Annotated in this window: 20 protein-coding genes; 9 read left to right on the forward strand and 11 right to left on the reverse strand. The window is 66.8% G+C overall.

The window, feature by feature from the left end:
- Positions 1 to 5: 5 nt before the first annotated feature.
- The gene (locus tag EWM63_RS30755; RefSeq protein WP_130189916.1) at positions 6 to 1,496 is read right to left on the reverse strand and encodes a peroxidase family protein; all 1,491 of its coding nucleotides are present in this window, start codon (positions 1,494 to 1,496) and stop codon (positions 6 to 8) included.
- 378 nt (positions 1,497 to 1,874) lie between these two features.
- Positions 1,875 to 2,213 (reverse strand): hypothetical protein, encoded by a 339-nt coding sequence (locus tag EWM63_RS30760; protein WP_130189917.1) that lies wholly within the window; start codon positions 2,211 to 2,213, stop codon positions 1,875 to 1,877.
- A gap of 294 nt (positions 2,214 to 2,507) precedes the next feature.
- Between EWM63_RS30760 and EWM63_RS30765 the strand changes: the two genes are divergently transcribed.
- The gene (locus tag EWM63_RS30765; RefSeq protein ID WP_130189918.1) at positions 2,508 to 3,404 is read left to right on the forward strand and encodes a phosphate/phosphite/phosphonate ABC transporter substrate-binding protein; all 897 of its coding nucleotides are present in this window, start codon (positions 2,508 to 2,510) and stop codon (positions 3,402 to 3,404) included.
- A 2-nt stretch (positions 3,405 to 3,406) separates the two neighbouring features.
- Positions 3,407 to 6,160: a putative bifunctional diguanylate cyclase/phosphodiesterase gene (locus tag EWM63_RS30770; RefSeq protein WP_130189919.1), complete on the forward strand. Its 2,754-nt coding sequence runs from the start codon at positions 3,407 to 3,409 to the stop codon at positions 6,158 to 6,160.
- Between the two features lie 236 nt (positions 6,161 to 6,396).
- Here EWM63_RS30770 and EWM63_RS30775 read toward each other — a convergent pair whose 3' ends face one another.
- Positions 6,397 to 7,089, reverse strand: a complete 693-nt coding sequence (locus EWM63_RS30775; RefSeq protein WP_165391004.1) for an SOS response-associated peptidase — start codon at positions 7,087 to 7,089, stop codon at positions 6,397 to 6,399.
- A gap of 140 nt (positions 7,090 to 7,229) precedes the next feature.
- Here EWM63_RS30775 and EWM63_RS33020 point away from each other — a divergent pair, with 140 nt between their 5' ends.
- From EWM63_RS33020 to EWM63_RS30795, 5 genes are all read left to right on the forward strand, one after another.
- Positions 7,230 to 7,991, forward strand: coding sequence for an MFS transporter (locus EWM63_RS33020; protein ID WP_307720813.1), 762 nt, complete (start codon positions 7,230 to 7,232; stop codon positions 7,989 to 7,991).
- Positions 7,976 to 8,518 carry an MFS transporter gene (locus EWM63_RS33025; RefSeq protein WP_307720814.1) on the forward strand — a complete coding sequence of 181 codons (543 nt, stop codon included), beginning with the start codon at positions 7,976 to 7,978 and terminating at the stop codon, positions 8,516 to 8,518. Before EWM63_RS33020 ends, EWM63_RS33025 begins: the two co-directional genes overlap by 16 nt.
- Positions 8,515 to 10,182, forward strand: a complete 1,668-nt coding sequence (locus tag EWM63_RS30785) for a glycoside hydrolase family 43 protein (RefSeq protein WP_130189921.1) — start codon at positions 8,515 to 8,517, stop codon at positions 10,180 to 10,182. Before EWM63_RS33025 ends, EWM63_RS30785 begins: the two co-directional genes overlap by 4 nt.
- Before the next feature lie 155 nt (positions 10,183 to 10,337).
- On the forward strand, positions 10,338 to 12,293 hold the full coding sequence (locus EWM63_RS30790) for an MHYT domain-containing protein (protein WP_165391005.1): 1,956 nt from the start codon (positions 10,338 to 10,340) through the stop codon (positions 12,291 to 12,293).
- Between the two features lie 223 nt (positions 12,294 to 12,516).
- Positions 12,517 to 13,731, forward strand: a complete 1,215-nt coding sequence (locus tag EWM63_RS30795; protein ID WP_165391006.1) for an MFS transporter — start codon at positions 12,517 to 12,519, stop codon at positions 13,729 to 13,731.
- A gap of 492 nt (positions 13,732 to 14,223) precedes the next feature.
- Here the strand turns inward: EWM63_RS30795 and EWM63_RS30800 are convergent, their stop codons facing one another.
- On the reverse strand, positions 14,224 to 15,372 hold the full coding sequence (locus EWM63_RS30800) for a glutathione-independent formaldehyde dehydrogenase (protein ID WP_130189924.1): 1,149 nt from the start codon (positions 15,370 to 15,372) through the stop codon (positions 14,224 to 14,226).
- A 286-nt stretch (positions 15,373 to 15,658) separates the two neighbouring features.
- On the opposite strand from EWM63_RS30800, the gene EWM63_RS30805 reads away from it, so the two are divergent.
- Complete coding sequence (locus EWM63_RS30805; RefSeq protein WP_207221199.1) at positions 15,659 to 16,177, forward strand: zinc-binding dehydrogenase; 519 nt, start codon at positions 15,659 to 15,661, stop codon at positions 16,175 to 16,177.
- Here EWM63_RS30805 and EWM63_RS30810 read toward each other — a convergent pair.
- From EWM63_RS30810 to fdhD, 7 genes are all read right to left on the reverse strand, one after another.
- On the reverse strand, positions 16,174 to 17,820 hold the full coding sequence (locus EWM63_RS30810; protein WP_130189925.1) for a sensor domain-containing diguanylate cyclase: 1,647 nt from the start codon (positions 17,818 to 17,820) through the stop codon (positions 16,174 to 16,176). The genes EWM63_RS30805 and EWM63_RS30810 overlap by 4 nt on opposite strands.
- Positions 17,821 to 17,952: 132 nt before the next feature.
- The gene (locus tag EWM63_RS30815; RefSeq protein ID WP_130189926.1) at positions 17,953 to 18,237 is read right to left on the reverse strand and encodes a GyrI-like domain-containing protein; all 285 of its coding nucleotides are present in this window, start codon (positions 18,235 to 18,237) and stop codon (positions 17,953 to 17,955) included.
- A gap of 278 nt (positions 18,238 to 18,515) precedes the next feature.
- Complete coding sequence (locus EWM63_RS30820; RefSeq protein WP_165391007.1) at positions 18,516 to 21,014, reverse strand: ABC transporter permease; 2,499 nt, start codon at positions 21,012 to 21,014, stop codon at positions 18,516 to 18,518.
- Positions 21,015 to 21,225: 211 nt separating this feature from the next.
- Complete coding sequence (locus tag EWM63_RS30825; RefSeq protein WP_165391008.1) at positions 21,226 to 21,489, reverse strand: hypothetical protein; 264 nt, start codon at positions 21,487 to 21,489, stop codon at positions 21,226 to 21,228.
- Positions 21,490 to 21,576: 87 nt separating this feature from the next.
- On the reverse strand, positions 21,577 to 21,768 hold the full coding sequence (locus EWM63_RS30830) for a hypothetical protein (RefSeq protein WP_130189929.1): 192 nt from the start codon (positions 21,766 to 21,768) through the stop codon (positions 21,577 to 21,579).
- Complete coding sequence (locus tag EWM63_RS30835) at positions 21,765 to 23,639, reverse strand: DUF4132 domain-containing protein (RefSeq protein WP_130189930.1); 1,875 nt, start codon at positions 23,637 to 23,639, stop codon at positions 21,765 to 21,767. The genes EWM63_RS30830 and EWM63_RS30835 overlap by 4 nt, the downstream gene beginning before the upstream one ends.
- A gap of 82 nt (positions 23,640 to 23,721) precedes the next feature.
- Positions 23,722 to 24,570 carry a formate dehydrogenase accessory sulfurtransferase FdhD gene (gene fdhD / locus EWM63_RS30840; protein WP_130189931.1) on the reverse strand — a complete coding sequence of 283 codons (849 nt, stop codon included), beginning with the start codon at positions 24,568 to 24,570 and terminating at the stop codon, positions 23,722 to 23,724.
- Between the two features lie 493 nt (positions 24,571 to 25,063).
- Here fdhD and EWM63_RS30845 point away from each other — a divergent pair, with 493 nt between their 5' ends.
- A complete protein-coding gene (locus tag EWM63_RS30845; protein ID WP_130189932.1) occupies positions 25,064 to 26,410 on the forward strand; it encodes a tyrosine-type recombinase/integrase in 1,347 nt (448 codons plus the stop codon).
- Positions 26,411 to 26,734 lie beyond the last annotated feature (324 nt).

The following is a 26,734-nucleotide window of genomic DNA, read 5'->3' on the forward strand; positions in this document are numbered from 1 at the left end:
CGCCGTCAGTTCATCCGGAACTCGTGGGCTGTCGCATCGGCGAACGACAGCAGGTCGACCATCGAGAAGCGGTTGCCACGGTCCGCATCCTTGCGGGTCGGCAGCGTTGGCCGCCACTCCGGATCCTGGGTCAGGTAGGACTGCTTGTCGCCCAGCAGCAGGCCGATCATGACCTCGGCGACGATGCGTCCGCCCACCGGCCCCAGGTGTTCACCCGAGGCTTCCAGTTCGGCTTCCTTGAGGATGTAGTACCACAGCGGCGTGGCGTGCTGGAGATTCAGCGCGTGCAGTTCGGGAAGCTGTTCGGCCGACAGCGGCGTGACGTGCATCGCCTGCGCGACACGCTGCCCGGAAGGCAGTGCGAACGTGAGGTGCCGCAGCAGGTTGCGCTGCGCGAGCGACGCCGGATTGCTGGCCGGCGAAGGGTTGGCCACCACGGATGACGGCAGGGCGAACAGCGCCGTCGACAGCTTCGTGTCGATCCTCTTGTTCGGTTTCACCTGCTCGTCGCCGAAGTCGAAGAAGGTGGACCAGCCCACGAAGCGCCGCCCGGCGCGGCAGCCGCCGCGCAGGTCTTCCGGATCCGAGACTGAGCCACCCTGGCCGCCGAAGATCATCGCGATGAAGGGCTCGCCGCCGTTGCCGGTGAAATTGGCGCGGTACGATGGCCGCACCTGGCTGTGCCCGAAGCGGTAGGCCGCCACGGAAAATTCCACGGGAATGAACGGTTCGTTTTTCCACTTGTAGAACTTCAGGCCGTTGTCCACCACGTCCTTCACGATCGCCTTGCCGCAGGTCAGCGGGAGGAATTCGTGCAGCACGATCCACTGGTAATGCCAGCGCACCTGGCGCTGCGCTTCGCAGAACAGTTCCGCGCCGCCCAGCCCGAGCGGCGCCAGGTGGTCCACCACCGCATTGTGGAACTTCAGCATGGCCAGGTGCAGTTGCGAGACGATCAGGTTTTCGTCGTTGCGGGGATCGCCGATCAGCGCGCAGCCCTCGCAGTTCCTCGGCAGGTCATCCTTCATGCCACCGTGCTCGATCAGGAATTTCGCGGGATTGGCGCGCTGGTACAGGAAGGGATTTGCATCGGGCCCGGCGCCATAGATGCTGTCGAGCGACAGCGTCGGCGTACGGAAATTCGAGATGTGTTCGGGATCGGCCTGCCGTTCCAGGCTGGACGTGGGATCGTACGTCATGTCGTGGTCGAGGAACTGGCCCAGGAAGGTCATGCCCGCGCTCATCTTCGGGTTGTCCTGGTTGTGGATGCCGAGATTGAGATCCGTCACCAGCGCGACCGGTGTCGCGTCCCGCGGGTCGCAAGCATCCATGATGCCGCCGGCGCGGCCCAGTTCCAGCAGCTTTTCGCGCACCGACGGATTGTCGGAGGCGAACGGTGGAAGGGATCCGAACATCCGCCCGAACTTCCCGCTGTCGTGGTAGCGGGAACGGGGTGGAATGAAATCGTTGGTGCTCGTGGTGCCGTGGCGTGCCATTGCTGTCTCCCGGTGGATTCGCGTTGTCGCGAAACTGGTTTGCATGGAGGAAGTGCCTGGACGCCGTCATGCCCGCAAGGCGAGCTCGGGTGCTCCTGGGTTCCGGCTTGCATGTTCCACCCAAGCCTGCCGCCAAGTTGTATTCGTTTGTCGCTATCGGCTTGAAAACAACATGCGCTGTTCGCCGGAACGCACCGGTTCTCATCGGCCGGTAGCCGACGCGCACAGGCCCTCCGGGCAATGTGCCCGAAGGCGCATTGTCGATCGACAGCGACGCTCCCCGGCCGGCGGCCGGGCAATGCCCGCACCGCATGGCCGTTCCGCGTGCCCGTGTTGCTGTGCGACTCAGCGACCCATTATTTGCCTGCCGCCTCGGGATCAGCTGCCCAGGTGCTGATCGTCCGGTTGCTGCGCCGATTTCGGCCGGAACTCCTGGGGGCTCATGCGCATGCGGCCACGCCGGTCGCCCATCAGGTCGCGCAATTCCCGGATCGGAATGCCGCTTGCTTCGTGCATGCGCAGCAGGATCGTGGCACCGACCGGCAAGCGGCCATGGCGGATCTTGCTGAGCACGGGCGGCGCCACTTCGAGCGCGCGCGAGAGGGCCGCATCGTTCTTGGCGCTGAGCCGCTCGGCCAGGGTGTCAAGCAGCCGCCCCGGGTTGTAGGCACCGACATCGTGATCGGCGCCACCATTGTTGAGTAGGGGTTCCATCATGTTCTCCTTGTCAATTGCTACCAGGCCGATATGCAGGCGAAGCAATGCAAATCAACAGGGTAATGACGAAAAATCAGGGGTTTTTGAGTAACGATATAAAAGGTTTAAACATTATTAAAAGATAACCGTAATCAACTGCCAACCTGTGAGCTTTGCCAGATTTTTAACTTCTTAATTTCTGGTTATTGTTCAATCGCTATCGGTTTGCGCTAAAATGCCGTCCGCCGTCCGCCGTCCGCCGTCCGCCGGGCGGCCCTTCCCTGCGTCTGCCAACGCGCCATCGATGGAGCCCTGATGTACCCGACCCGAACCGCCGGCCTGCTGGCCGCCTGCTGTGTTGCGCATGCCGCCTGTGCTGCGCCCGCATCCGACAGCGCGGCCCCGCAAGCCCCTTCGGCTCCCGCTTTGTCACCTGCTATTTCACCTGTTTACCAGTTTTCCCCGGTCAACCAGTACAACGTCCAGATCACCGCCAGTTACTGGAATCCCATCATGGAATACGTGTCGCAGGCCAGCGGCGTCATGATTCGCCTGAAGCTCGGCCGCACATCCGCCGATACCACCAGTTTCGTGCTGGCGCAGGAAGTGGACTTTGCCTTCACCAACCATCTGTTCGCGCCGGAACGCTCGCGGATGGGCTGGCGCGTGCTGGCGCGCCGCAGCGGCAACCCGGTGCGCTCGCAGATCGTCACGCTGGCCAACTCGCCGGTACGCGACCTTGCCGGGCTGGCCGGTGCCGACGTCGCGTTTCCCGGCCCCGAGGCAATCGTGGCCTACAAGGTCAGCTACGCCGAACTGCTGCGGCGCGCCGTGCCCGTGAACGTGGTTTTCGCCGGCAATATGGATGGGGCCTTTGCCCAGCTCGTCAGCGGCAAGGCGCGCGCGGTGGGCGCCAATTCGCAGCTGGCCGCGTCGTTCATGGCCCGTACCCGGCAGCCGCTGCGCGTGCTGTGGCAATCGGAACCGTTCACCGACCTGGCGCTGATGGTGTCGCCGCGCGTGCCGGCCGCAACGGCCGAGGCAGTGGCGCGCGCCTTCACCGGCATGGCCGACGACCCGCGCGGGCGCGGCGTGTTGGCCGAAGCGGCCGCGCTGGTCAAGACCGCGCCCTTCGCCTTCGTGCCGGCGAGCGAGGCCGACTACGGCGCCTACCGCGAATTCTACGGCCGCATCCCGGCCAGCCTGCGTTGACGATGGCCGCGCTGCGCCGCCTGACCCCGCGCACGCTGTGGGGCCGCATGCTCGCGCTGTACAGCGCCACGCTGCTGTGCTTTCTCGTCCTGGGGCTGGGTACCTATTACCACCTGCAGTTCACGCGCGAGATCGAGGACGTGCAGGACACGGCCGGCATGCTGGCCGAGGTGGCGTTGCAGGCTGTCGAGGACAGCGTCGTCGTCGGCGACTACGACACGGTGCAGCGCACGCTGGCCAAGACGCTGCACTACTCGCCGTTCCAGTCCGCCGCATTCATCGACGTGGGCGGCCATACGCTGCGCATCGCCGCGCCGCCGCGCGAAGGCGGCGTGCCGCCCGCCTTCATCGTCGACATGGTGGCGGCCCGGCTGTACGACGTCAACCGGCCGATCACCGTGGGCGGCCGCGATTACGGGGTGATGCGGCTCACTTTCGACGATGCCGAGATCGCCGAGCGGCTGTGGCACCTGATGCGCGATGCGGCCTGGCTGGCGGCCGCCTGCGTGCTGCTGTCGCTGTTCGCGATGCACCGCCTGCTGCGCCGCTGGCTCGGCCAGTTGACGCGGCTGCAGCGCTACGAAGCCGACCTGTCGGCCGGCGTGGCCGAAGCCGCCGCCCGCTCCGGCGACGCGCCGCTGGAGATCGAACAGGCGATGCGCGCCGTGGACCGCATCACGCACAGCATCCGCAGCCGCTTCGACGAGCGCATCGACACGCTCATCGACTCGCTGATCCAGCACAAGAGCGCGCTCGACGAGGCATGCAGCGTGTGCGAGCTCGATCCGGCGGGTCGCATCGTCGCCGCCAACGACCGCTACGTGACCGCTTCGGGCCATACGCGCGAGGAGCTGCTGGCGATGCCGATCGACCAGATCGGCGAGCTGCTGGAACCGCGGCGCCAGGGCCTGCACGGTGCCTCCACGCTGACCTGCGAGGTGCGGCTGGTGGACCGGTCCGGCCGGCCGCGCTGGCACCGACGCACCGTGGTGCCGATCTTCGATGCCGCGCGCAACGTGGAGAAATACATCTGCATCGAGATCGACATCACCGACCGCCGCCGCAGCGAGCACCTGGCGCTGGCCCACGCGCGCAAGCACGAGCAGGCCGCCGCATTCGCTCGCTGTGCGCTGGTGGAATCGGACTACGAGACGCTGTGCCGCCTGCTCGTGCGCGCGGCGGCGGTCGGCCTGGAGGCCGATTGCGCCGCGCTGCTGCAGCAGGCCGAAAAGAGGACCATCTGCGTGGCAGTGTGGCCGCCCCTCTACCCTGCCCGGTCGGCGCCCCGCGACAGCGCGGACCGCGCCGAGGTGGCGCTGCGCTGGGGCGACGCGCATGGCGTGCTGGCCGTGCAGGGTGCCCATGACGAGGCGTTCACGGACCACGATCGTCACTTCCTCGACAGCCTTGCCGGCACCTTCGCCAACGCGGTAGAGCGCCATGACAGCAGTACGCGGCTGCGCTACCTGGCCACGCACGATCCGCTGACGGCGCTGCCGAACCGCGCCGCGTTCGGCGACCGGCTGGAAAGCACGATCGCCGCCGGCAATGCCGTGCAGCTGCTGGTCATCGACCTGGATCACTTCAAGAACGTCAACGACACGCTCGGCCATGCGGCCGGCGACGCCCTGCTGGTCGAGGCGGCGCAGCGGCTGCGCGCCGGCGTGCCGCCGCGCGCGTTCGTCGCCCGACTGGGGGGCGACGAATTCGCCGTGATCTGCCCGCCCGGCTTTCCGGACGACGGCGCCGACGCCTGCGCCGAAGCGCTGGTGGACAGCCTGGATCGCCCTTTCGTGCTCGATGGCCGCGAGGTGTTCATCGGCGCCAGCATCGGCATCGCGTGCGCGCCGCGCGACGGCCATGCGGCCGAGGACCTGGTGCGCAACGCCGACACGGCAATGTATGCCGCCAAGCAGCACGGGCGCGCGCGCGGCTGCCGTTTCCGCAGCGAGATGAACGAGCGCGTGGCGTACCGCGTGGCGCTCGAATCCGGGCTGCGCGGCGCACTGGACCGGGGCGAATTCACGCTGGCCTACCAGCCGAAGCAGGATGTGGCGTCCGGCCGGCTGACGGGCTTCGAGGCGCTGCTGCGCTGGCATGGCCCGCTGGGCCCCGTACAACCCGCCGAGTTCGTGCCGGTGCTGGAAGACACGGGCCTGATCCTGCCTGTCGGGGCCTGGGTGATCCGCTCCGTGTGCGCCCAGGTGCGCGCATGGCGCGATGCCGGCATGCCGCCGGTGCCCGTGGCGGTCAACCTGTCGGCCCGCCAGTTCCAGCAGGAAGACCTGGTCGACGCGATCCTCGCGGCGGCGCGCGATGCCGGCATCGCGCCGGGCGCGCTGGAATTCGAACTCACGGAAACGATGCTGATGAGCGATCCGGCCGTGTCCGAAGGTATCCTGCTGCGCCTGAAGGCGGCCGGCATCGGGCTGTCGATCGACGATTTCGGCACCGGTTATTCGAGCCTGTCCTACCTGAAGCGCTTCCCCCTCGACGCACTGAAGATCGACCGCGCCTTCGTGCGCGACCTGCCGGAGGACAGCGAGGACCTGGCGATCACGCGCGCCGTCATCGCGCTGGCGCACAGCCTGGGATTGCGGGTGATCGCCGAAGGCGTCGAGGATGCCGCCCAGCTGGCATCGCTGCGGGCCAACGGCTGCGACGAGATCCAGGGCTATCTGTACGGCGAGCCGCTGCCGGCCGAGGCGTGCCTGGCGATCTTCGCGGGGCGGGCGGTGGAGCAGACGGTGGCTTGATCGGGACGGAAAAGAAGCGCGCACATTTGCGGCACGCGAAAGTCTGCCAGCCAGTCGACGGCGCTTGCAATCGCCCCAACAGCGAACGGCCGGGGTCTGACCCGGCGGGGCTTTGCCGGGATTTCAAGGAGCACCGCTCCTTGCCGGCAAAGCGGTGCTGGCCTGCAGGCCAGCACTCCTCCCTGACCCCGGATTTTGCCTGTGGGTGTCGGACACCGCTGCCCGACCACTGCGGGCTAGAACAACTGCGCCTGCGGCGGCTCCTCTTTCCCCGCCAGTGGCGCCGGCCCGGCCACCAGCAGGCCATCTTCCGGCAGCACCAGCAGGCGCCGCGCCGCGTCGGCATCGCGGCAGTGCAGCCAGTCGTCCCATCGTTCCGGAGGCAGCGGCACGAGGGCGCGTTTTTCGTCGCCAGGGCGGTGGAACCGCGACAGCAGCGGGTGCGCGTCGGCATTGACGGTCAGCTGCGTGAACGAACACACCCGGCGCCCGTCCGGCTCTTCCCAGGCGCGCCACAGGCCGGCCACGGCCAGCGGTGCGCCATCGGCGCGGCCGATCGACCAGCGCTGGTGCCGGCCGCTCTCGTAGTTCGGCTCGAACCAGCGCTCCATGGGCACCAGGCAAAAGCGAAAGCGCATCCACGCCTCGCGGTAGCTGGCCAGCTCGGCGGCCGTCTCGCTGCGCGCATTCATCGTCGAGTAGGCGCGGCTGCCGGGCGCCAGGCGGTGCTGCGGCACCATGCCGTAGGTGCCCACGAGGCAGCGGCGGCCTTCGGGCGCGGCGATGACGATCGGTGCCGCATAATCCTGCCACACCTCATCTTCCCACTCGCCGCGCGGGGCGAACGGCGTCTGTTGCCCGGTTGTTCCCTCCGAGGCGGCAAAGCGCGCCAGGCTCTCCTTTTTTACCGTCACATAATTCACGCACATGCGCCATCTCCTTTCCGGGCGCATGGTAGCAGGCATCATGGAAAATGGTGCCATGCATCATCGATTGCGCTACCAGCGACGTGTCTTTTTTGCCGCTTGCTATGCTATTGTTGCGGTCCATTCGATATGATTGCGCAAACATGCATACCAAGAAAATACGGGGACTGCGCTGGTGGATGATCGGACTGGTCATGCTCGGCGCCATCATCAACTACCTGACGCGCAGCACGCTGGCCGTGGCGGCGCCCACGCTGCTCACCGACCTGGACATCACCACGCAAGAGTATTCATACATCACGGCGGCCTTCCAGGGCACGATCATGCTGCAGCCGCTGTGCGGCTACGTGCTGGACGTGATCGGCCTGAAATACGGCTTTGCGATGTTCGCCACGGCATGGTCGCTGATCTGCATGGCGCACGGCATGGCCACCAACTGGCAGACGCTGGCGTTCCTGCGCGGCCTGCTCGGGCTGGCCGAGGGGTCGGCCAACCCGGCCGGCATGAAGGCGGTCTCCGAATGGTTCCCCGCGAAGGAGCGTGGCCTGGCGGGCGGGATCTTCAACATCGGCGCCTCGTTCGGCTCGATGCTGGCGCCGCCGCTCGTCGTCTGGGCGATCCTGTACTACAACTGGCAGTCGGCGTTCGTGATCACGGGCGCCCTGGGCCTCGTGTGGGTGGCGGCGTGGCTGCTGCTGTACGACGCGCCGGCGCGCCACCGCCGGCTGGCCGCCGCCGAGGCGGAGCACATCGCCGCGGGGCAGGAACAGCACCTGCAGGGCGACGGCACGCGCCCGTCCATCCTCAGCATCCTCAAGCTGCGCAACTTCTGGGGCATCGCCCTGCCCGCTTCCTGGCCGACCCCGCATGGGGCACGCTGGCGTTCTGGGTGCCGCTGTACCTGACGACCGTGCGCGGCTTCGACCTGGCGCAGATCGCCATGTTCGCCTGGCTGCCGTTCCTCGCCGCGGACCTGGGCTGCATGTTCGGGCCGATCGTCGTGCTGTGGCTGCAAAAGCGCGGGGTCCGGCTGATCAATGCGCGGCGCGGCGCCTTCACCGTGGGCGCCTGCATGATGATGGGCGTGGCCTTCGTCGGTTACGTGGAAAGCCCGTATGCCGCCATTGCCCTGCTGAGCCTGGCCGGCTTCGCGCATCAGACGCTGTCCGTCACCGTCATCACTATGTCCTCGGACCTATTCCGCCGCAACGAAGTGGCCACCGTGGCCGGCATGTGCGGCACGTTCGGCAACCTGGGCCTGCTGATCTTCTCGCTGCTGATCGGCGGCATGATGGCCACCGTGGGCTACACGCCGTTCTTCGTCAGCCTCGCGGTGCTCGACCTGGTGGCCGCCGCCGTGCTGTGGATCCTGGTGCGCGAGCCCGCGCCGCAACCCACCGGTTTCGACACCCTGACCCTGCAAAAGACATGATCCAGAATCCCATCCTTCCCGGCTTCAATCCCGACCCGTCCATCGTGCGGGTCGGCGACGACTACTATATCGCCACGTCGACCTTCGAGTGGTATCCGGGCGTGCAGATCCACCATTCGCGCGACCTGGTGAACTGGCGCCTGCTGACCCGGCCGCTGACCCGCGCCAGCCAGCTCGACATGCTGGGCGCGCCCGATTCCTGCGGCGTGTGGGCGCCCTGCCTGACCCATGCGGATGGCCTGTTCTGGCTGATCTTCACGGACGTCAAGCGCTACGGCCGCACGTCAACCGGCGGGGCCACCGGCAGCGCCTCGCTGCGCGACTTCCACAATTACCTCGTCACGAGCCCGGCCATCGACGGGCCGTGGTCCGATCCCGTCTACCTGAACAGCAGCGGCTTCGACCCGTCGCTGTTCCATGACGACGACGGCCGCAAGTACCTGCTGAACCAGCTGTGGGACCACCGCCCGGGCGGCAACCGCTTCAACGGTATCGTCGCGCAGGAGTACTCGGTGGCGGAACGCCGGCTTGTCGGCCGCCGCGAAAACATCTTCCCCGGCACGGCCCACGGCCTGACCGAGGCGCCGCACCTGTACCGGCGCAACGGCTACTACTACCTGCTGACGGCCGAAGGCGGCACGGGGTGGCACCACGGTGTGACGATGGCGCGCTCGCGCAGCCTGCACGGGCCGTATGAACTGCATCCCGACATGACGATCCTGACGTCGCGCAACCGCCCCGATGCGGCGCTGCAGCGGGCCGGGCATGCCGACCTGGTCGACACGCCGGACGGCCGCACGTACATCGCCTATCTGTGCGGCCGCCCGCTGCGCAACCGCGGTACGTGCACGCTGGGGCGGGAAACGGCGCTCCAGCCCGTGGTGTGGGGCGAGGATGGCTGGCTGCGCACGGTCGATGGCGACGCGATGCCGGCGTTGACCGCCGCCGCGCCCGGCCTGCCACAACACCCTTTCCCCGCGACGCCGGTGCGCGAGAACTTCGATGATGGCCAGTTGCCGATCGATTTCCAGTGGCTGCGCAGCCCGTGGCCGGACGAGCTGTTCTCGCTCGCCGCGCGGCCCGGCCACCTGCGCCTGCACGGCCGCGAAAGCCTCGGCAGCACTTTCCGCCAGGCACTGGTGGCGCGCCGCCAGCAGTCGCACTGCTACAGCGCGTCGACCGTGGTCGATTTCATGCCGGAACACTACCAGCAGCAGGCGGGGCTGGTGTGCTACTACAACGCGTCGAAGTTCCACTACCTGTACATCACGCAGGACGAAACCCATGGCCGGCACCTGCGCGTGATGAGCAGCCTGCCGAACCACGTGCAGACCGACACGTTCACGGCGCCCGTGCCGCTGCCGCCGGACGGCCAGGTGCACCTGCGCGTGGAAGTGGACGACGAGCGCCTGCACTTCGGCTGGCGCGCGACGGGCAACAATGGCGATGCCGATGCCGGCGCATGGCAATGGCTGCCGCAGCAATTCGATGCGAGCATCCTCTCCGACGAAGCCAACGCCCCCGGCCAGCCCAACTTCACCGGCGCGTTCGTCGGCATGGCATGCCAGGACATGTCCGGCGCCCGCCTGCACGCCGATTTCGACTGGTTCGCCTATCGCGGCCGGCCCTACTGCGCCGATCCGAAGGCCTTGCCATGCGATTGAGCTGGCGGCCGGCCCGGCCGAGCTGACGGCCGGCCCGGCATGCGCGCTGCTATCGTGGCGCCCTTGCCACCCTGCCGCCCCGTACGCACGTCCCGTCCTCTCATTGCACGCGTGACTCCGGTATAGTGATGACAGCCCATCGGCACACTGGAATCATGCTTAGCGGCAACTACCACCCCATCCTCGTCGGCATCTCGATCGCGGTCGCGATCTTCGCGGCCTTTACAGGCCTGAGCCTGGCCGACCGCGTGCGCAGCGCGCACGGCATCGCGGCGGCCGGCTGGACGGCCGGCGGCGCGCTGGCGCTCGGCACCGGCATCTGGTCGATGCACTTCATCGGCATGCTGGCGTTCCGCCTGCCGATCCCCATCGGCTACGATCTCGGCATCACCGGCCTGTCGCTGCTGCTGCCGGTGGTGGTCACGGGGCTGGCGCTGTGGCAGCTGCGCCACCGCGTCGTGCCCGCGCGCCGGCTCGGCAGTGCCGCCCTGCTGATGGGCCTCGGCATCGCAGGCATGCACTATACGGGCATGGCGGGCATGCGCATGTCGCCCGGCATCGTGTGGGAACCGCTCGCGCTCGCCGCTTCCGTACTTCTGGCGATCGGCGCCGCCGCCCTGTCCCTGTGGATCGCCTACCGCCTGCGCATGCGCACGCCACGGGCCACGTTGATCCAGGCCGCGGCCGCCGTGGTGATGGGCCTGGCGATCGCCGGCATGCACTACACGGGCATGGGCGCCGCCGGTTTCCCGGCGGGCAGCGTGTGCCTGGCCGCGGCGTCCGGCGCGGATGGCGTACACCTGGCCGTCCTCGTTGCCATCGGCACCGCCGGCATCCTGACGATCGCACTGATCGTCGCCGTCTACGATGCCCGCCTCGAGGCCCGTACCCACGTGCTGGCGGCATCGCTGGCCACGGCCGAGGAGCGCCGCACGCAATTCCAGAGCGAGCACGAAGCACGCTTGCAGGTGGAACGGCTGTCGCTCCTGAAGGATGAATTCCTGGCCACGCTGTCGCACGAGCTGCGCACGCCGCTGAACGCCGTGCTGGGGTGGGCGCAACTGCTGCAGCAGGGCGGGAAGGACGACGCCACGCTGCAGCGCGGCCTCGCGGCGATCGAGCGCAATGCCCGCGCCCAGGTGCAGATGATCGACGACCTGCTCGACATGAGCGGCATCGTGTCCGGCAAGGTGCAGGTCGAGCCTGCGCCGGTCTGGCCGGCGGACTTCGTCACGGCGGCCGTCGATGCGATCCGCCCGATGGCGCTGGCGCGCCGCATCACCGTCGCCACCGACATCGACCGCCAGGCCGGCCCCGTGCTGGCCGACGCGGCGCGGATGCAGCAGGTGATGGGCAACCTGCTGTCGAACGCCGTCAAGTTCACCGAGCCCGGTGGCCGCGTCACCGTCACGGTGGCCGGCGCCACCGACAGTGCCGGCCAGGCGGTGATCCGGGTGGCCGATACGGGCGCCGGCATCGATGCCGCCTTCCTGCCCCACGTGTTCGAACGCTTCCGCCAGGCCGACGCCTCGCTGGCGCGCCAGCACGGCGGGCTGGGCCTCGGCCTGTCCATCGCGCGCCAGCTGGTGGAACTGCAGGGCGGCACGATCCGCGCCGACAGCGCCGGCACCGGGCGCGGTGCCACGTTCACGGTGGCCCTGCCCCTTTCCACGTTCGCCGCGCCACGCAGTGCGGAGAACGCGCCGGTTTCCCTGCAGGCAGTAGACCTGGGCGGCGCCGTGATCGTGGCCGTCGACGACCAGCCCGACTCGCTGGACGTGCTCAAACGGGCGCTCGTCGCGGCCAATGCGCGCGTGTACACGGCCGGCAGCGGCACCGGCGCCGTGAATCTCGTGGCCAGCGTACGCCCCGCCCTGCTGATCAGCGACATCAGCATGCCCGGCATGGATGGCTTCGAACTGCTGCGCAAGGTGCGCGCACTGCCGAACTGCCGCGCGCTGCCGGCCCTCGCGCTCACGGCAATGGCCGGCGCGCGCGAGCGGGACCGGGCCATCGCGGCGGGCTATACGGATCACCTGGCGAAGCCGGTCGGGCCGGCCACGCTGGTCAGTGCCGCTGCTGAATTGCTGGGGTTGCGGGAAAAGGCCTAGGCGCCGTCCTGGACGGCAGCCATGCGTGTCGGCGGTCAAAGCAATATGGTTGTGAAGCCATGTCCGGTATGCCGTATCCGGCATACCGGACCACCGTTGCGGCGCTAAGCTCGCTCCATGGTTCGCATCGACGAGGCGCCTGGCCTGCCGGATGCCTGCCTGCTCGAATTTTTCTTCAAACGGGATAACCGAAACGCCGTGTCGAAACCCGACGGATGTGCAGATGGCCGGCATTTTCCGGCCTCATCTAAATGTCGGGGGCTTCATGGATTGTCGCGTGCTGCTGTTGGCTGTTGCCGTGTTCTTTGCCGGTATCGATGAAAACGTCTTTATCGGCATCCTGCCGGGTGTATCGTCGAGCCTCGCGGTTGATCCATCCACGGCGGGGCAACTGACCACCGTGTTTTCCTTCGCGTACGGCATCACTGCGCTGGTCGTGTCGTCGCTGCCGGGACAATGGGCGACGAAGCGCATGCTTCTGGCAGCGATGCTGGCGTTCATGGCGAGCAACCTCATCGCGGCGTTGAGCCCGGACTTTGCGTTCCTGCTCGTCTCACGCGTGCTGATGGCTGCCTGTTGCGCGCTCATCGCCATGCAGGCGACCCGCTTCGCGGCGGAGCTGGTTCCGCCCGAGGCACGCGGCAAGGCGATCGGCATCATCTTCATGGGCATCAGCGGTTCGATCGTCCTTGGCGTGCCGATCGGCATTGAAATCGAACGGCACCACGGGTGGCGCGCGATCTTCGTGGCGGTCACGGTGTCGGGGCTGCCGTTGACCTGGGCGCTGTGGCACCGCATCCCGAAAGGTTTTGCGGTGAAGATGCCTGCCCGGCCCGCCGGCTGGCGCTCGTCGATGCAACAGCCCCTGCTGCTTGCGCAACTGGTGTCGATCACGATGATCGGTGCGCATTTCACCTTGTTCGCCTACCTGGCACCCTATATCTCGAGCGCATTCGGCGCGGGTGGGCGGTTGCTGACGTTCGCGTTCCTCTGCTTCGGGACCGCCGGCGTGGCCGGGGCATACCTGGGAGGCTGGTGCTCCGACAGGTTCGGCAGGGCCCGGGCCTTGCTGCTCAGCCCCACACTGTATCTGCTGTCCTACCTTGGCATCTGGCTGGTCCAGCAATCGACCGCGGGCTTCCTGGTTTGCCTTGCACTGTGGGGATGCCTGAGCTGGACGGTGTCACCGGTCGTCCAGGCATTCCTGCTGGATGCGTCGCCGAAGGACGCCGCGCGAAGCGTGGGCACGAACATGGCCGCGATGCATTTTGGCGTGGCCGCCGGCGGCGCCCTCGGTGGCGCCGTGCTGCACTGGTTCGGGCCAGGCTGGCTCCCTGCCGCGGGGAGTGCCCTTGCCGCCGTGGCGAGCGTGCTCGCCTTTTGTGCGACGCAATCGGCCATTGTGCGGGAACCGCCGGGGTTGCGGGAGCGAGGCTGATCGGCAGTCCTGCGCGGGCTGCGGCAAGGATCGTCGCGCGCGGAAGCGTCCAGCATGTGCGAGCAGTTCAGATGGTCAGGGTTTTCATTCAATGGTCGCAAATCGAGGTTTGCGCCGCCACGCCGCAACTCTGCGCCGCCAGCAGAGTGGCGCCGGTCAGCACGTCGATGGAAATCGACAGCCAATCCTCAAGACGCCGCGCTTGGCGGCAACGTCGACCCCTACGCGTTTGTTCAAGCGCAGCATGGAAACGCGTGCGATTCTTCAGGCGGGCGTCGTTCTGGGCATGCCGCTGGTCGCCATAGGGCGACGGGAACTGGTGTGTCCGGCCACTAGTCCCGTGAGTTGAACGCTAACCGGGTTCAAGACAGTCAAACACCGGTTCCTCGTGCGCCGCACTTTCCCCATCGGCAGAGAACGTTAGAAACCCGCGATGGCGGCATGTACATCATCAAAGCGCGGGGTGTTGCCGAACGTGAGCCCCCTGCTGCGCTAGCCGCCGGGATGCAGGACCACCTTGGTCCAGCCGTGATCGCGCACGTCGAAGTGCTGGTAGGCGTCCGGCGCCTGTTCCAGTGTCAGTTCGTGGGACACGATGAACGATGGCTTGGCGCGGCCGGCGTGGATCAGGTCGCGCAATTGGCGATTGTAGGCTTTGACGTTGCACTGGCCGGTGGCGACGCGTTGGCCCTTGAACCAGAGCTTGCCCCAGTCGAGCGCGAGCTTGCCTTCTTTCTCCAGCTCGTCCGGGCTGTTCGGATCCTCCGGAACGAATACGCCGACCACGCCGATCCCACCGGTGAACTTGACGGAGTTGATCAGGTTGTTCATGGTGAGGTTGGGACGCTCCTGGCGGTGATGATGGTGGTCGTGGCACTGGTAGCCGACGCATTCGCAACCCACGTCCGCGCCAACGCCATGAGTCAGGTCCATGATCCGCTGCACAGGGTCCTCCTTCGCATAATCGATCGCGATCGCACCGATCGACTCGGCAAGCTTCAGCCGGTCGGAATGGCAGTCGACCACCATCACGCTGCAGGCGCCCTTGATCATCGCCGAGTGCGCGGCCATCAGGCCCACCGGCCCGGCGCCGTAGATGACCACCGCATCGCCAGGCTTCATGCCGGCCAGTTCGGTCGCATGCCAGCCGGTCGGAAAGATGTCGGCGCACATCACGTAGTCGGTCTGCCTCTCCTGCGCGTCGGGTGGCAGCTTCAGGCACATGAAATCGGCCCAGGGCACCCGCAGGAGTTCGGCTTGGCCGCCCTGCCAGGGTCCCATGTCGGCAAAGCCGAACGCGCCGCCGGCTATGCCCGGCTCGTTGGCCTTCAGGCAGTATGCGGTCAGGCCGCGTTCACAGTTCTTGCAGTGGCCACAGCTGATATTGAACGGCATGCACACCCAGTCCCCGGGCTTGAGCCGCTCAACCGCCGGGCCGACTTCCATGACCACGCCGAGGTTCTCGTGGCCGAAGACGCGGCCCTGCTCGAAATCGGTCCGGCCCTCGTACATGTGCAGGTCGGAACCGCAGATGTTGGTGCTGGTAATTTTGACGATGGCATCCGTCGGACGTTCGATCTTGGGATCGGGCACGTTTTCGACGGCGACCTGATTGGGACCGCGATAGACAACAGCTTTCATAGTCTGCTCCTTTGATCTACCAGGATATGAACGGCCCACCTGACGGGCACGGCACTCCCGGCGGCTATCGACAAAAACCCGCAAGTAAGCGCTCGCGGGTACCTCTACACCGCGGAAGCATCGATCCGCCGCAAGTGCATCTATACACAGTGTAAGCAGGCCACGAATTATGAAGAGGGGCATTCATTTGATTTTATTGATTGATCCGCCGAGCCGAATAGCTTGCACCACGCCCGGCCACGAGTTCATGGGCGTGATCGAGGAAGTCGGCCCCGCGGTCTAGCGCGTGGCGAAGGGCGACCGCGTCGTGGTCCAGTCATTCATTGTGTGCGGCCAATGCTGGTATTGCCAGCAATCTCTCTACTCCTTGTGCGACAACACGCATCCCAAACCCGAATTGCAGGAGCCAATGCTCGGCGGATATCCCACGGCCGGCATCTACGGCTATACCCGCGCTTTCGGCGGCTACGCGGGTGCGCACGCGCAATACGTTCGGGTACCGTTTGCCGACAACGACTGCTTTAAGGTCCCCGACGGGGTGGCGGACGAGACCGCGCTGTTTCTATCGGACGCGGCGCCGACCGGCTATATGGGCGCCGATTTCTGCGACATCCGTCCGGGCGACACGGTCGCGGTCTGGGGCTGCGGTGGCGTGGGCCTGATGGCGCAGCAGAGCGCGCGGCTGATGGGCGCCGAGCGGGTGATCGCGATCGACCGTTTTCCCGAGCGATTGCAAATGGCGCGCGAGCACGCCGGCGCCGAGACGATCGACTACACGCAGGTCGACAGCGTTCTGGCGCTCTAAGCCGCCATCTGGACGTTATTCCGGCCGCGGCGTTTCGCCACATACAGTGCCGCGTCGGCAGCGCGGACCAGGGCATCGCCGTCCAGCCCGAAGTTCGGATGGCTGGCAACGCCGAACGATGCGGTGACTTGCGGGATTTCACGCCCGCCGTGCTCGATCCGGACGGACTCGATCGCCCGGCGGATCATCTCTGCCCGCTCCATCGCCATGCCTTGGGCACAGTCGGGCAATACCACGATCATCTCCTCGCCGCCGTACCGGCAAACGATGTCCGCCTTGCGCACTGCCGCTTTCGTGGCCGCGGCGACCGCCTTCAGGACCACGTCGCCCGCGTCATGGCCGAAGGTGTCGTTCAGCCGCTTGAAGTGGTCGACATCGAACATGATCACGGAAAGGGGCGCCCGGTTTCGCACGCTGCGCGCGAGCTCGCGCTTCAAGGACTCTTCGAGGAACCTGCGGTTGTACAGGTCGGTCAGCGGATCGATGATCGACTGCTCGCGCAGGGCTTCGCGCAGGCGCACGTTGGACAACGCCAGCGAGACCTGTTCCGCCAGCACGGTGACCAGTTCGCGGTGCAGCGCAAAATTCCTGTCCGGCAGCTGGTCCACCTTCACCGACATCAATCCCAGTACCGCGCCCTGCGTCACCATCGGGATGCAAAGGTGGTGCCTGTGCGGGTCGCCTTGCAGATGGTGGCAGCACAGGTCGGTCTCGACGTGGTGATCATGCGCCCGGCCGAAACGAAGCGCCCAGCAGTCTTCCGATGCGATGGCTGAACGTGCCGCATCGGCGCCCCAGCTTGCCAGGGGTTCCAGCACGTCATTCGCGTCACGGTAAAGATAGACCGTTCCGGACACGTTCGGCAGCAAAGCCGTCAGGCATGGCGTGAGGACAGCCGACGTGTCATCGAGCGTCCGTATCGAGTCGAGTGCCTGCAGCAGGCGGGCACTGCCCGACATCATGGCATTGCGCGTTTCCGCCAGCGCAATCGCTTCTTTCAGCTGATCCGCGGCGTGCGCACGATCCCTGAACAGCCGCCGGACATTGAAAGCTGCGGTGCCGAGCAGCAGGGCATTGAACAGTCCGGCGAAGGCGCTGAAATAGGCCACCTGTGCCGACCCGTCAATCAGGGTTTTCCTTGCGCGATCGCGCCGTTCCGCCATCAGCGTGATCTGCTTGCCGATGAGACCTCTCAGTTTGTCCATCTGCGCCTTGCCGAGCGCAGTCGATGCATACAGGCTATCGGGTGCCGCGCCAAAGTTCTTGCGTGCAGCAATGCTGTCGGCGGCGTTCGCCAACTTGGCATCCGTCAGCTCGGTGATCTGGCGAATCGCGTCGCGCTCCTGGGCATCCAGTGCGCCCTTCATGAGCTCGCGCTTCAGCGAAGGAATTTCCAGGACGGCCGCCGTGTAGGGCTCGAGAAAGACATCCAGGCCGCTCAGTGCAAATCCCCTCTGCCCGGACTCGACGTCCCGCAACATGCCGAGCAGGTCGGTGTACGCGGTCTGGCGGTCTGCCGCAAGCTTGAGTTGCGGTACGCCTTCGCTGACGCGACTGTTGATGAAAAACGGAATGGCAGCAACGAGGATGGAAACCACGACTGCGATGATGGCGATACTACGAGCACGTGCTTCAGCCGGCATAACAAATCTTCATGACTAGGGAGGGCGGGCCTAGTGTCAAGGAAACTGCGGGGGCAAGGCAGGTCCTGGAATGTAACACGATAAAGGGAAACTATCACAGTGATAGCGTTCTGCCAGGCCTCGTTCGTTGCACTATAGTAACAAACTTGATGGCACCGTGTTGGCCGACACGGCGTTTTCGAGATTCGTGTACACCGTCACGGCGTAGCGGCCAGCCGGCAGCAGGCCGCTTTCCACCTGGCCCGCAGTGTCGTGCGCATGGTCTGTCGGCATGCCGAGCTCCACATCCATCCGTTCCGGCATGTCGATGACATGGAAGCGCAGGAATGGCTCGCCCGACGGGCGCACGTGGTGGGCGTCCAACCACCCGGCCACCGCCGCCGTCATCGCGGGGATCTCGCGATCGAAATCGCGCATGGCCATGACCTTTCGCGTCCCCACATAGGGTTGCTCGCGCCGCACCTCCAACGTGGGTTCATTGCCCATATCCGCCCCATTCAGCCGCCGGCGCGGCAGGCCCGCCAGATGACGTCGAGCCGGCTCGTTCGCATTGATCCGCTATAGGGCGAAGTATTTGGCGTTACAACGCAAACTTGCCCTGCGGCGTGAACGATACGGGACGCATTTTTTGGATCAGCCAAGCCTGTCTGCCACGACTGTCAGCGGGCCGCAGGCTTGCGACCGGCGCGTGGCTTCTACACTCGGAGCGCCGCTGCCGGCGCGGCGCGCGTGGCCAGCCAGGCGTGGCGGGCCGCGGCGACCAGTGCCACGGCCACCGTGGCAGCCACCGCGCACGGCAGCGCCCACTGCCCGGCCGGCGCGCGCTCCACGTAGCCGGCAAGGTAGCGTTCGATGACCAGCGCGGCGACGGGCAAGCCGGCAACGGCGCCCAGCACGGCCAGCGTGCCCGTTTCGCGCAGCACCAGCAGCCCGACGGCGCTGCCGGGCGCGCCGTGCAGCTTGCGCAGCACGATTTCCTTCGCGCGCCGCTGCACGGTATGGGCCGACAGCGCATAGCAGCCGGCGGCGGAAAACGCCAGCGCCACGCCGGCCGCGATCGCGAGCAGGCGGGCCAGGCGTGCATCGTCGGCATAGTTCCGTTCCAGCACGGCACCGGCGGGGGCGATGCGCGGCAGCGCGTCCGGGAACCAGCGCGGCCACAGCTGGCGCACCAGGGCATCGACCCGCGCCGCGGGCAATGCCGAGCGCACCGTCAGCGTGGCGCCGCCGGTCGACAGTTCAAAGGCGATGGGGCGCGGCGGCTCGCGCAGCGACTGGAAGCGCAGCGGCGGCGCGATGCCGATCACGCTACGCGGCGATACCTTGCCGTCCCAGTCGCGGAACAGCACTGTCTGGCCCACCGCCTGCGCCGGGTCCGTGAAGCCCAGCGTGCGCGCGGCCACTTCGTTCAGCACCAGCGGATGCGGATCGTCGTCGCGGTCCAGGCGCGGATCGAACAGCCGGCCGGCGCGGGCGCGAATGTTGTACAGCGTGAAGAAGTTCGCGCCCACCCAGCGCACCTCGAGCGTCATGCCCTGCCCGCCCGGCTTCTGGTAGCTGCGGCCGAGCGTGTCTTCGCTGCGGCCCACCGCGTCCAGCGACACGGCCACGCCGTCGATGCCGGGCTGCGCCGCGATCGCCGCCATGAACCCGCGCGCCTTGTCGGAAAAGCGTACCTGCTCGGGCACGTCGACCAGCGTCAGCGGCCGCGGGTCGAAGCCTGGGGCGGCCTGCGCCGCGTAGCGTGCCTGCCAGGCGATCGCCAGCGCCACGCCGGCCACGCCCATCGCCACGGCCAGCTGCAATACCGTCAGCACCCGGCGGGCCCGCGCGGCGCCGCGCGATTCCGTGTCGGGCTTGCCGGACAAGGCCCGGTCGGGACGCACGCGCAAGGCCAGCCAGGCCGGGTACGCGGCGGCGGCGCAGCCGAGTGCGATGCCGGTGGCCACCACCCCCGCCACATGGGCGGCCCCGAACATGGCGGACAGGTCGCGCCCCGCCAGCGCGGCGAATGCGGGCTGGGCGAGCCATGCCAGCAGCAGGCCTATGGTGGTGGCGGCCAGCGCCACCGTCAACGCTTCAGCCACGCACTGGGCGGCGATGTCGCGCGCCCGGGCGCCGAGCACCTTGCGAACGGCCAGTTCACGCTGCCGGCGCAACACGCGCACGGCAGCCAGGTTCACGTAGTTGGCGCCGGCCAGCGCGAGGATCAGCAGCGCCACCGCGCCCAGTCCGGCCACCAGCACCGGATTGACGCGCTCGCCGGCGCTCCACAGGAAGTTGCTGCCCAGTTCATGGTCGAAATAGGCGCTGCGCAGCGGCGCCAGTCCCAGCTCCAGCGGCTTGCGGCCCGCCAACCTGGCGATCACGTCCGGCGCATGGCGCTGCGTGCCGGGCAGGCGCTCGACGGCGGCCTGCAGCGCGGCGGCGATCGCCTCCGGCGATGCGTCGGGCGCGAGGCGCAGCAGCACCTTGCCGGGCCAGCCCTGCGCCCCGGTCAGCATCTCTTCACGGATTGCCGGCTCCACGATGGCGCTGGCCACGCCCGTCAGCGCATCGAAGGGCAACGTGGTCGGTCCGGCCTGCGGCACCAGCACCGCCGCCACACGCAGCACCCGCCCCTCCGCCCGGAGGGTGCGGCCCACGGCATCGGCCGTGCCGAACAGGCGCAGCGCCGTGGCACGGGTCAGCACGATGCCATCGGGGCGCGCCAACGCCGCTTCCACGTCGCCGTCGATGGCGCGCAGGCCCATCATGTCGGCAAACCCGGGCAGCACCGTCAATCCCTGCACCGGTACGAGCCGGCCGCCGGCGCGGACGGTCAAGCCTTTCATTTCGGGCCGCAAGGGCACAAGCACGGTGGCGCCGGCCACGCCGGGCAGTGCCGCCGCCGCGCGTGCCAGTGCCATCGGCGCCTGGTCGAACCAGGGCGCCTGGGCGGCGGTATTGTCGCGCTGCCTGACGAGATACAAGCCTTCGGGCAGGTGGGCGTTGACGCCCAGCGCATGGCCCACAAATCCGCTCAGCAGCGTAAACACGGCAAGACCGAGCGCGAGGGCGCTGGTGGCGAGCAGCGTTTGCCACCGCGCCGCGGCCAGCGCACGCCAGGCAGTGCGCAGGATCAGGAAATCGACGCGCCTGCGGAAGTGGGGCCCGACTCGTGAACCTGGTCGTGAACTATCGTGGGCGCTCATCGGCCGTGCCCCGGGTCGGTTGCAGTCATCCATTCCTCCACTGTAGCAATGAAAGATGGGTTATGTGCAACTTGCGTGCCAGGGCCGATCTTGTGGTGGCGTGCCCGTTCGCGCGCGGCGCAGCGGATGCGGTCGCCCGGAAGCGGCCAGCCGCTGTCCGCTTCCGAACAGTTTCAGATGGTTCCCGATCGTTCCGAACAATGCCTGAACATCAGCGGCAGTCGCGCCGCTGCAGCGCGCGCGCCACTTCGACGAGGATCGAGCGTGTCAGCGGCGCGTCGTGGTGTTCATCGCGGGTGGCTTCCGTCAGCAGGCGCGCCGCCGTGCGTGCATTCTGCTCGGGCGACATGCCTCTCAGCACGCGCCCCACCAGTTCGCAGGCTTCCAGTACGGCGTCGACGTCCACCGTGTCCAGTCCGAGCTTGATATGCGGCGTGGCGCCGCTGGCGTGGTGTTTGTCCATGGTGTGCTTCATGGTGAGCCTCTTTGCGCCATTTAACCAAGGGTCGCACCGGCGTTGCGTCAGCACACTGCCCACGCGCGTGTCAGTCTACGCCGCATCCTATGGCGGGTTCAGCAGCACCCCCACGCTGTGGACCACCCGTTCCAGCAAGGCTTCGTCGTATGGCAGCCAGGGCACGGCAAGCAGGCGCTTGTCCCCCTTGCTCCCTTTGCCCACTTTGCCCTTTATCGGCGCCAGGTCCAGCTCGACCGGTGTGCCGTCGCGCACAACGCGACCGGTGCGCAGGCTCACCTGCGCCCCCCCGCATGCACATGAAAACCTTCGATGGCCACGCTGCCGGCCGCGATCTGGGCGTGCAGCAGCCGTTGCAGCACTTGCCGGCGCAGGCCATCCACGCCGGCCTGGTCCACCAGCACGTCGAGGCGTTGCCAGTAGGGCTCGTTGCGCTCGTCCCGCTCCAGCGCCACCGCCGACACGCTGACCAGCAAGTCGGTGGCGCGGCATGCTTCCGACAGCACGCGCGGTGGCACATCGCGCACGGGTAACCGTTCGCGTCCGCGGTAAAACCCGATCGCGGCGCTCGTGACCGTGCCGCCACAACCGGGATACAACGACCAGCTGGTGTCGAACTTCACGCGGACATCGCCGAAACGCCGTGCGGGCGTGCCGTTATCGAGGATCCAGCCTTCGCGCCGCGCCAGGCCGAGCAGGCGCACGGCGGACAGTTCATAACCGGCGAACTGGCTGCATGCGTCCACGTCGTCCGGGCGCGGCAGATAGAATTCGCGAAACACCTGCCGCACGGGCTGTCGCAGTTCCCGTGCGACCAGCCGGGCGCGCCAGGCTTCGCGCTCGGCTTCGTCTGCCTCGACCGGGTGCCACAGCGTGACGGGCGCCTCGTCGGGCACGGCGACCGGGCGCCCCGCCGCGTCGACGGGTTCATCGCCATCGCCCAGCATGAACGCCGCGCCGGCAGTCCACACGAGCGTGCGCGCATTGTCGGCCATCACGTCGCCGGCCAGCAGCCGCGTGCGCCAATCGCGGTACGGCAGCGTGAAGGGCCGGCACAGGGCCGTGTCGAAGAAACTGGCCAGCAGCGCGCGCTGCTGCTTCGGCGGCAGGCCGATGTCGCCCAGGCGCAGCGCCACCTCGGGCCGCGCGGCCAGGCCCCGCTCGGCCGGCTTGACGTTGCGGGACAGTTTCTTCTCCAGGCCGGCATGGCGCACCACGCGCACTGCGTCGCGCAGGGCGGCCACGCTTTCCGGCGTGGGCACCGCTTCGATGGCCTGCCCCAGCGCGATCGTCACGGCCTGGGAAGGCGCCGTCTTCGCGGCAGTGGGCGCCACGCAAACGGCCGGCAACAGGCGGCCGATGGCATCGCCATACCATGGCGCATCGAGCGCCCCCGCCACGCGTGCCGCCAGGCCCAGCACCTCGGCATCTGCGGTGGTAAAGGCGCCGTCGGATTTGTAGGGGACGGCGCCATCCTGCACGCGCTGCGCCGCGTCGGCGGCCTCTTCGAGCGCATCGCGGGCAAATGCCACGTATGCCGGTTCCTCGGCCAGTGCTTCGGCGACCTCCAGCCAGCGGCGTGCCGCGACGTCGTCCCGGCTGTACTCGTTCGATGCCTGCAGTGCCAGCAGCGTGCGCCGGCCGACCTGTTTCAATGCGGCGTGTTCACGGGCGGGCAACGACGTGCCGAACGCGCCGCTGACCATCAGGTCGAGCAGCGCGAGCTTGTCGTGCGCGCCGGTCAGGGACAACGATGCCAGCAGGCTGCGGCGCCCGGAGACCCAGCGCGCCTCGTCGGGCAGCAACGGTTGCAGTGCCTCGACCAGCTCCTCCGACGGCGGGCCGGCAAGGCAGGCAAGCGATTGGGCCAGGCTGAAACCCCACCCGCCGCAATTGGCGGCCGCGCGCAGTGTGGCGGCCAGCGTGGCGCTGTCCAGCTCGGGCGCGATGCCGGATTGCGCCACCTGCCTGAACACCTCGTCGGCCAGCGGTCGCAGCATCTTGTCGCGCCGCGCCGCATGCAGCAAGGGCCAGATGCTGCCCAGTTCCTGCGGGGTGATGCCGGCGATATCGATCGTGGGTCCGGTAAAGCGGACATGGTCGGGGGCGGGCCCGGACAGGCGGGCGCGCAATTGCTCAACAGTCGTCATGGGCGGCGGCACGATGAAATAAAAACAACATCATACCGTCACGGGCACGCCGATCCAAGCCGCCGGGATCAGGGCACGAAGGTCAGGGGACTACGCGGGCCTCCCCGGCGTAGCAGGTGAAGCGGTCACCGCGGGCAAACGCCACCAGCACGAGCCCGGCGCCGGCGGCCATGCGCACGGCCGCCGCCGTGGGCGCCGAGACACCGACGATGCCCACGGCCCCCGCCATCGCCGCCTTCTGCACCATTTCCACGCTGACGCGGCTCGTGACCAGGACGAAGCCGTCACCCGTGCGCAAGGACGGCTCGCGGGCCAGCGCGCCGGCCACCTTGTCGAGCGCGTTGTGGCGCCCCACATCTTCGCGCACAACGGCGAGGTGGCCGGTCATGTCGCACCAGGCCGCCGCGTGCGTGGCCCCGGTGAGCCCGTTGAGCGCCTGGCGCCCCGGCAGCGCGGCCAGCGCGGCGCGCACCGCCTGCCCCGTGAGGACCGCCTCTCGCGGTGCCTGGGGCAGCGTGCGGTACACCTGGTCGAGACTGTCCACGCCGCACAGGCCGCAGCCGGTGCGGCCGGCCAGCGAGCGGCGGCGCTCCTTCAGCGCGACGAACGCCCGGCTGGCGATCTCCAGCTGCACGGCCACGCCGGCCGGCCCCGCTTCGATATCGATGCCGTAGCATTCGCCGGGGTGGTCGATCAGCGCCTCCGTCAGCGAAAAGCCGAGCGCGAAGTCTTCCAGGTCGAGCGGCGTGGCCATCATCACCGCATGCGAGATGCCGTTGTAGACGAGCGCCACCGGCACCTCGTCGGCCAGCACATCCTCCGCCCGCGCCGCACTGCCCTCCTTCACGCGCAGCACATCGCGCCGCGCCGTGGCGGGAGGCGGCTCCTGCCCGAAAGCGGTGGGACAGGCGATAGAGGATTCGTCGACCATGGCAATGCGCTCCTTCAGATGAGGCGGACATGATGCCACAGGCATCGGCGACCCGCCGGACCATCACCTGCATAAAGCGATGCCGAAAAGTTTCCTGAAACCGGGGTCTGACCCCGAATTTAGGAAACATTTCCTAAAACTGGGGTCTGACCCCGGTTTTAAGCAATAGTCACACGTGGGCTGAATGATGATGAGATTCCGCGGGACGATAATGAGAATTATTCTCAATTTATTTCCTGATCTTTTGAATAAGATCAAGCGGTTCCGTCAAAGATTTTGTCGTTTTTTGATAAGGGATAACACGTAGTTCAGCGTTCCACCCCTTGTTCGATTGAGTTTCGCTGCGAAAATACTTTCTTCGCGGTGATAACATTCATTGGCGAAAGAAATAAACTCCTTACAGATGAGCAGGTAGCCAACCCTTAACTATCTGATTATAAAGGAGTATCCACACTTTCCGGCCTCGAAAACGTGGTAGAAGTGTGGTAGAGTGATGAAAATTTCTTCCGGCATTCTCACCATGACTATCCGCTACGCATACCAGCGCGGCAACTCCATCTACTACCAGCGGGCCATTCCAGGCGACCTTCAGGCACGCTACGGTGCCAAGACCATCAAGGTCAAACTCGATGCACAGAACGTGTTTGAGGCCGCTGGCGAGATCAAAAAACTGAACCAGAAGACTGAGGCCGAGTGGGCAGCGATGCGCGGAGGCGTCACTTCCCAGACTCCCAGGAGCACCCGAGAGCGTGCCCATGGCTTCCTCGGCGCCTTCGGTATTGACCCAGTTCGCCCAGACCCAATGGCCGTGGCTTTGCTGTATGACAGCCTGGACGAGAAACGGATTGCGTTTGCTGAAGGGGACGAAATCGCCTACCGTGAGGCCAGCCCAGATGAATACTTGGCACCACATGAGATGGCAGCCGCCCAGATGCTCGCGGGGTCCCTCACGGAGACCCTCAGCGATGCCCTGAAGCTGTACCTGGACCACCACAAAAAGCGTGATGACCCGAAGTTCCGCAAGACCACGGAATATCTCTTCTCGAAGATGGTGAGTGTCTTAGGCGACAAGCCAGTCAAGGATATCAACCGGACCGATGCCCACATGCTGGTGTCTAAGCTTCAGGAGCAAAAGCTAAGTACTGGCTCTATCCGGCGTGTGCTGAACACGAACCGGGCGATCCTGAACAACTACTTCACGGAGCGGGAGATTGACCGCAAGAACCCCTTGGCGGACCTGCCGATACCGGGCGAAGGTGACGACAAGAATGAGCGTGAGCCATTCACACATGACGAGTTGGTCAAACTGGCGGACCTGATCCAGGATGCGGACGATCCGGACCGATGGCTCCTCGGCCTGCTCATGGATACCGGGCTGCGCTTGGCGGAGGCTGTTGGCCTGGAGATGGCCGACATCAAGCTGGACGCGCTGGTACCTCACGTGGTGATCCAGTCGCACCCTTGGCGCTCCCTGAAGACTGCCGAGAGTAAGCGTAATGTGCCACTGGTGGGCATGGCCTTGTGGGCGGCCAATCGCATCTGTAAGAGTGCCGTACCGGGCCAGCGTTTCGCCTTTCCGAAGCTGACCACGGAGACCCATGCAAACGCGGCCGTACCTAGTGCCGTCATCGCTAAATGGCTCAGGGCCAAGGGCCTGGACCATACCGCACATGAGCTGCGGCATACCTTGGCGGACCGCCTGAGGGACGTGCAGTGCCCTGAGGATGTCCGGCTGGCCATTGGGGGATGGTCCTCGACCGGCGTGGGCAACAAATACGGGACCGGGTACGGGCTGGGTGTCAAGGCGGGATGGTTGGAGAAAATCGTCCTGCCCAAGTGACGTAAATACCACACAAAATTTAAGCTTTCCTTGTGGCAATCAGTTTCAAAGCAATTCTACTTAGAATTCTCCCTATGCCATTTCAGCAAAGGGAGAATCAGAATGCAGCAGTTGAAGCGTATCAGCGTTAAAGCAAAAATCTTCGCGTCCCTCGCAGGGGCCGGCTGGTGGGCTTGGGTGTACGCCAAGGAGGTATGGCACTTCGTTCAGGGGCTCTAATGAGTAAAGCCCTGGCGGGTCGGCCAAGGCTTTATGTTAGAGGTGCGCAAGGAGCCAACTTAGGCCGGCTTGCTTGGCTCCCAGGTAGACCACGAGGAGCCCCAG

It is taken from the genome of Pseudoduganella lutea (assembly GCF_004209755.1).
Lineage (GTDB): Bacteria > Pseudomonadota > Gammaproteobacteria > Burkholderiales > Burkholderiaceae_D > Rugamonas > Rugamonas lutea.

Coding starts and splice junctions, on each gene's coding strand:
- EWM63_RS30785 (WP_130189921.1), top strand. CDS start 8,515: ATGATCCAGAATCCCATCCTTCCCGGCTTCAATCCCGACCCGTCCATC.
- EWM63_RS30820 (WP_165391007.1), bottom strand. CDS start 21,014: ATGAGCGCCCACGATAGTTCACGACCAGGTTCACGAGTCGGGCCCCAC.
- EWM63_RS30845 (WP_130189932.1), top strand. CDS start 25,064: ATGAAAATTTCTTCCGGCATTCTCACCATGACTATCCGCTACGCATAC.
- EWM63_RS30800 (WP_130189924.1), bottom strand. CDS start 15,372: ATGAAAGCTGTTGTCTATCGCGGTCCCAATCAGGTCGCCGTCGAAAAC.
- EWM63_RS30825 (WP_165391008.1), bottom strand. CDS start 21,489: ATGAAGCACACCATGGACAAACACCACGCCAGCGGCGCCACGCCGCAT.
- EWM63_RS33020 (WP_307720813.1), top strand. CDS start 7,230: ATGCATACCAAGAAAATACGGGGACTGCGCTGGTGGATGATCGGACTG.
- EWM63_RS30810 (WP_130189925.1), bottom strand. CDS start 17,820: ATGCCGGCTGAAGCACGTGCTCGTAGTATCGCCATCATCGCAGTCGTG.
- EWM63_RS30775 (WP_165391004.1), bottom strand. CDS start 7,089: ATGTGCGTGAATTATGTGACGGTAAAAAAGGAGAGCCTGGCGCGCTTT.
- EWM63_RS30835 (WP_130189930.1), bottom strand. CDS start 23,639: ATGACGACTGTTGAGCAATTGCGCGCCCGCCTGTCCGGGCCCGCCCCC.
- EWM63_RS30755 (WP_130189916.1), bottom strand. CDS start 1,496: ATGGCACGCCACGGCACCACGAGCACCAACGATTTCATTCCACCCCGT.
- fdhD (WP_130189931.1), bottom strand. CDS start 24,570: ATGGTCGACGAATCCTCTATCGCCTGTCCCACCGCTTTCGGGCAGGAG.
- EWM63_RS30790 (WP_165391005.1), top strand. CDS start 10,338: ATGCTTAGCGGCAACTACCACCCCATCCTCGTCGGCATCTCGATCGCG.
- EWM63_RS30760 (WP_130189917.1), bottom strand. CDS start 2,213: ATGATGGAACCCCTACTCAACAATGGTGGCGCCGATCACGATGTCGGT.
- EWM63_RS30765 (WP_130189918.1), top strand. CDS start 2,508: ATGTACCCGACCCGAACCGCCGGCCTGCTGGCCGCCTGCTGTGTTGCG.
- EWM63_RS30795 (WP_165391006.1), top strand. CDS start 12,517: ATGGCCGGCATTTTCCGGCCTCATCTAAATGTCGGGGGCTTCATGGAT.
- EWM63_RS30770 (WP_130189919.1), top strand. CDS start 3,407: ATGGCCGCGCTGCGCCGCCTGACCCCGCGCACGCTGTGGGGCCGCATG.
- EWM63_RS30815 (WP_130189926.1), bottom strand. CDS start 18,237: ATGCGCGATTTCGATCGCGAGATCCCCGCGATGACGGCGGCGGTGGCC.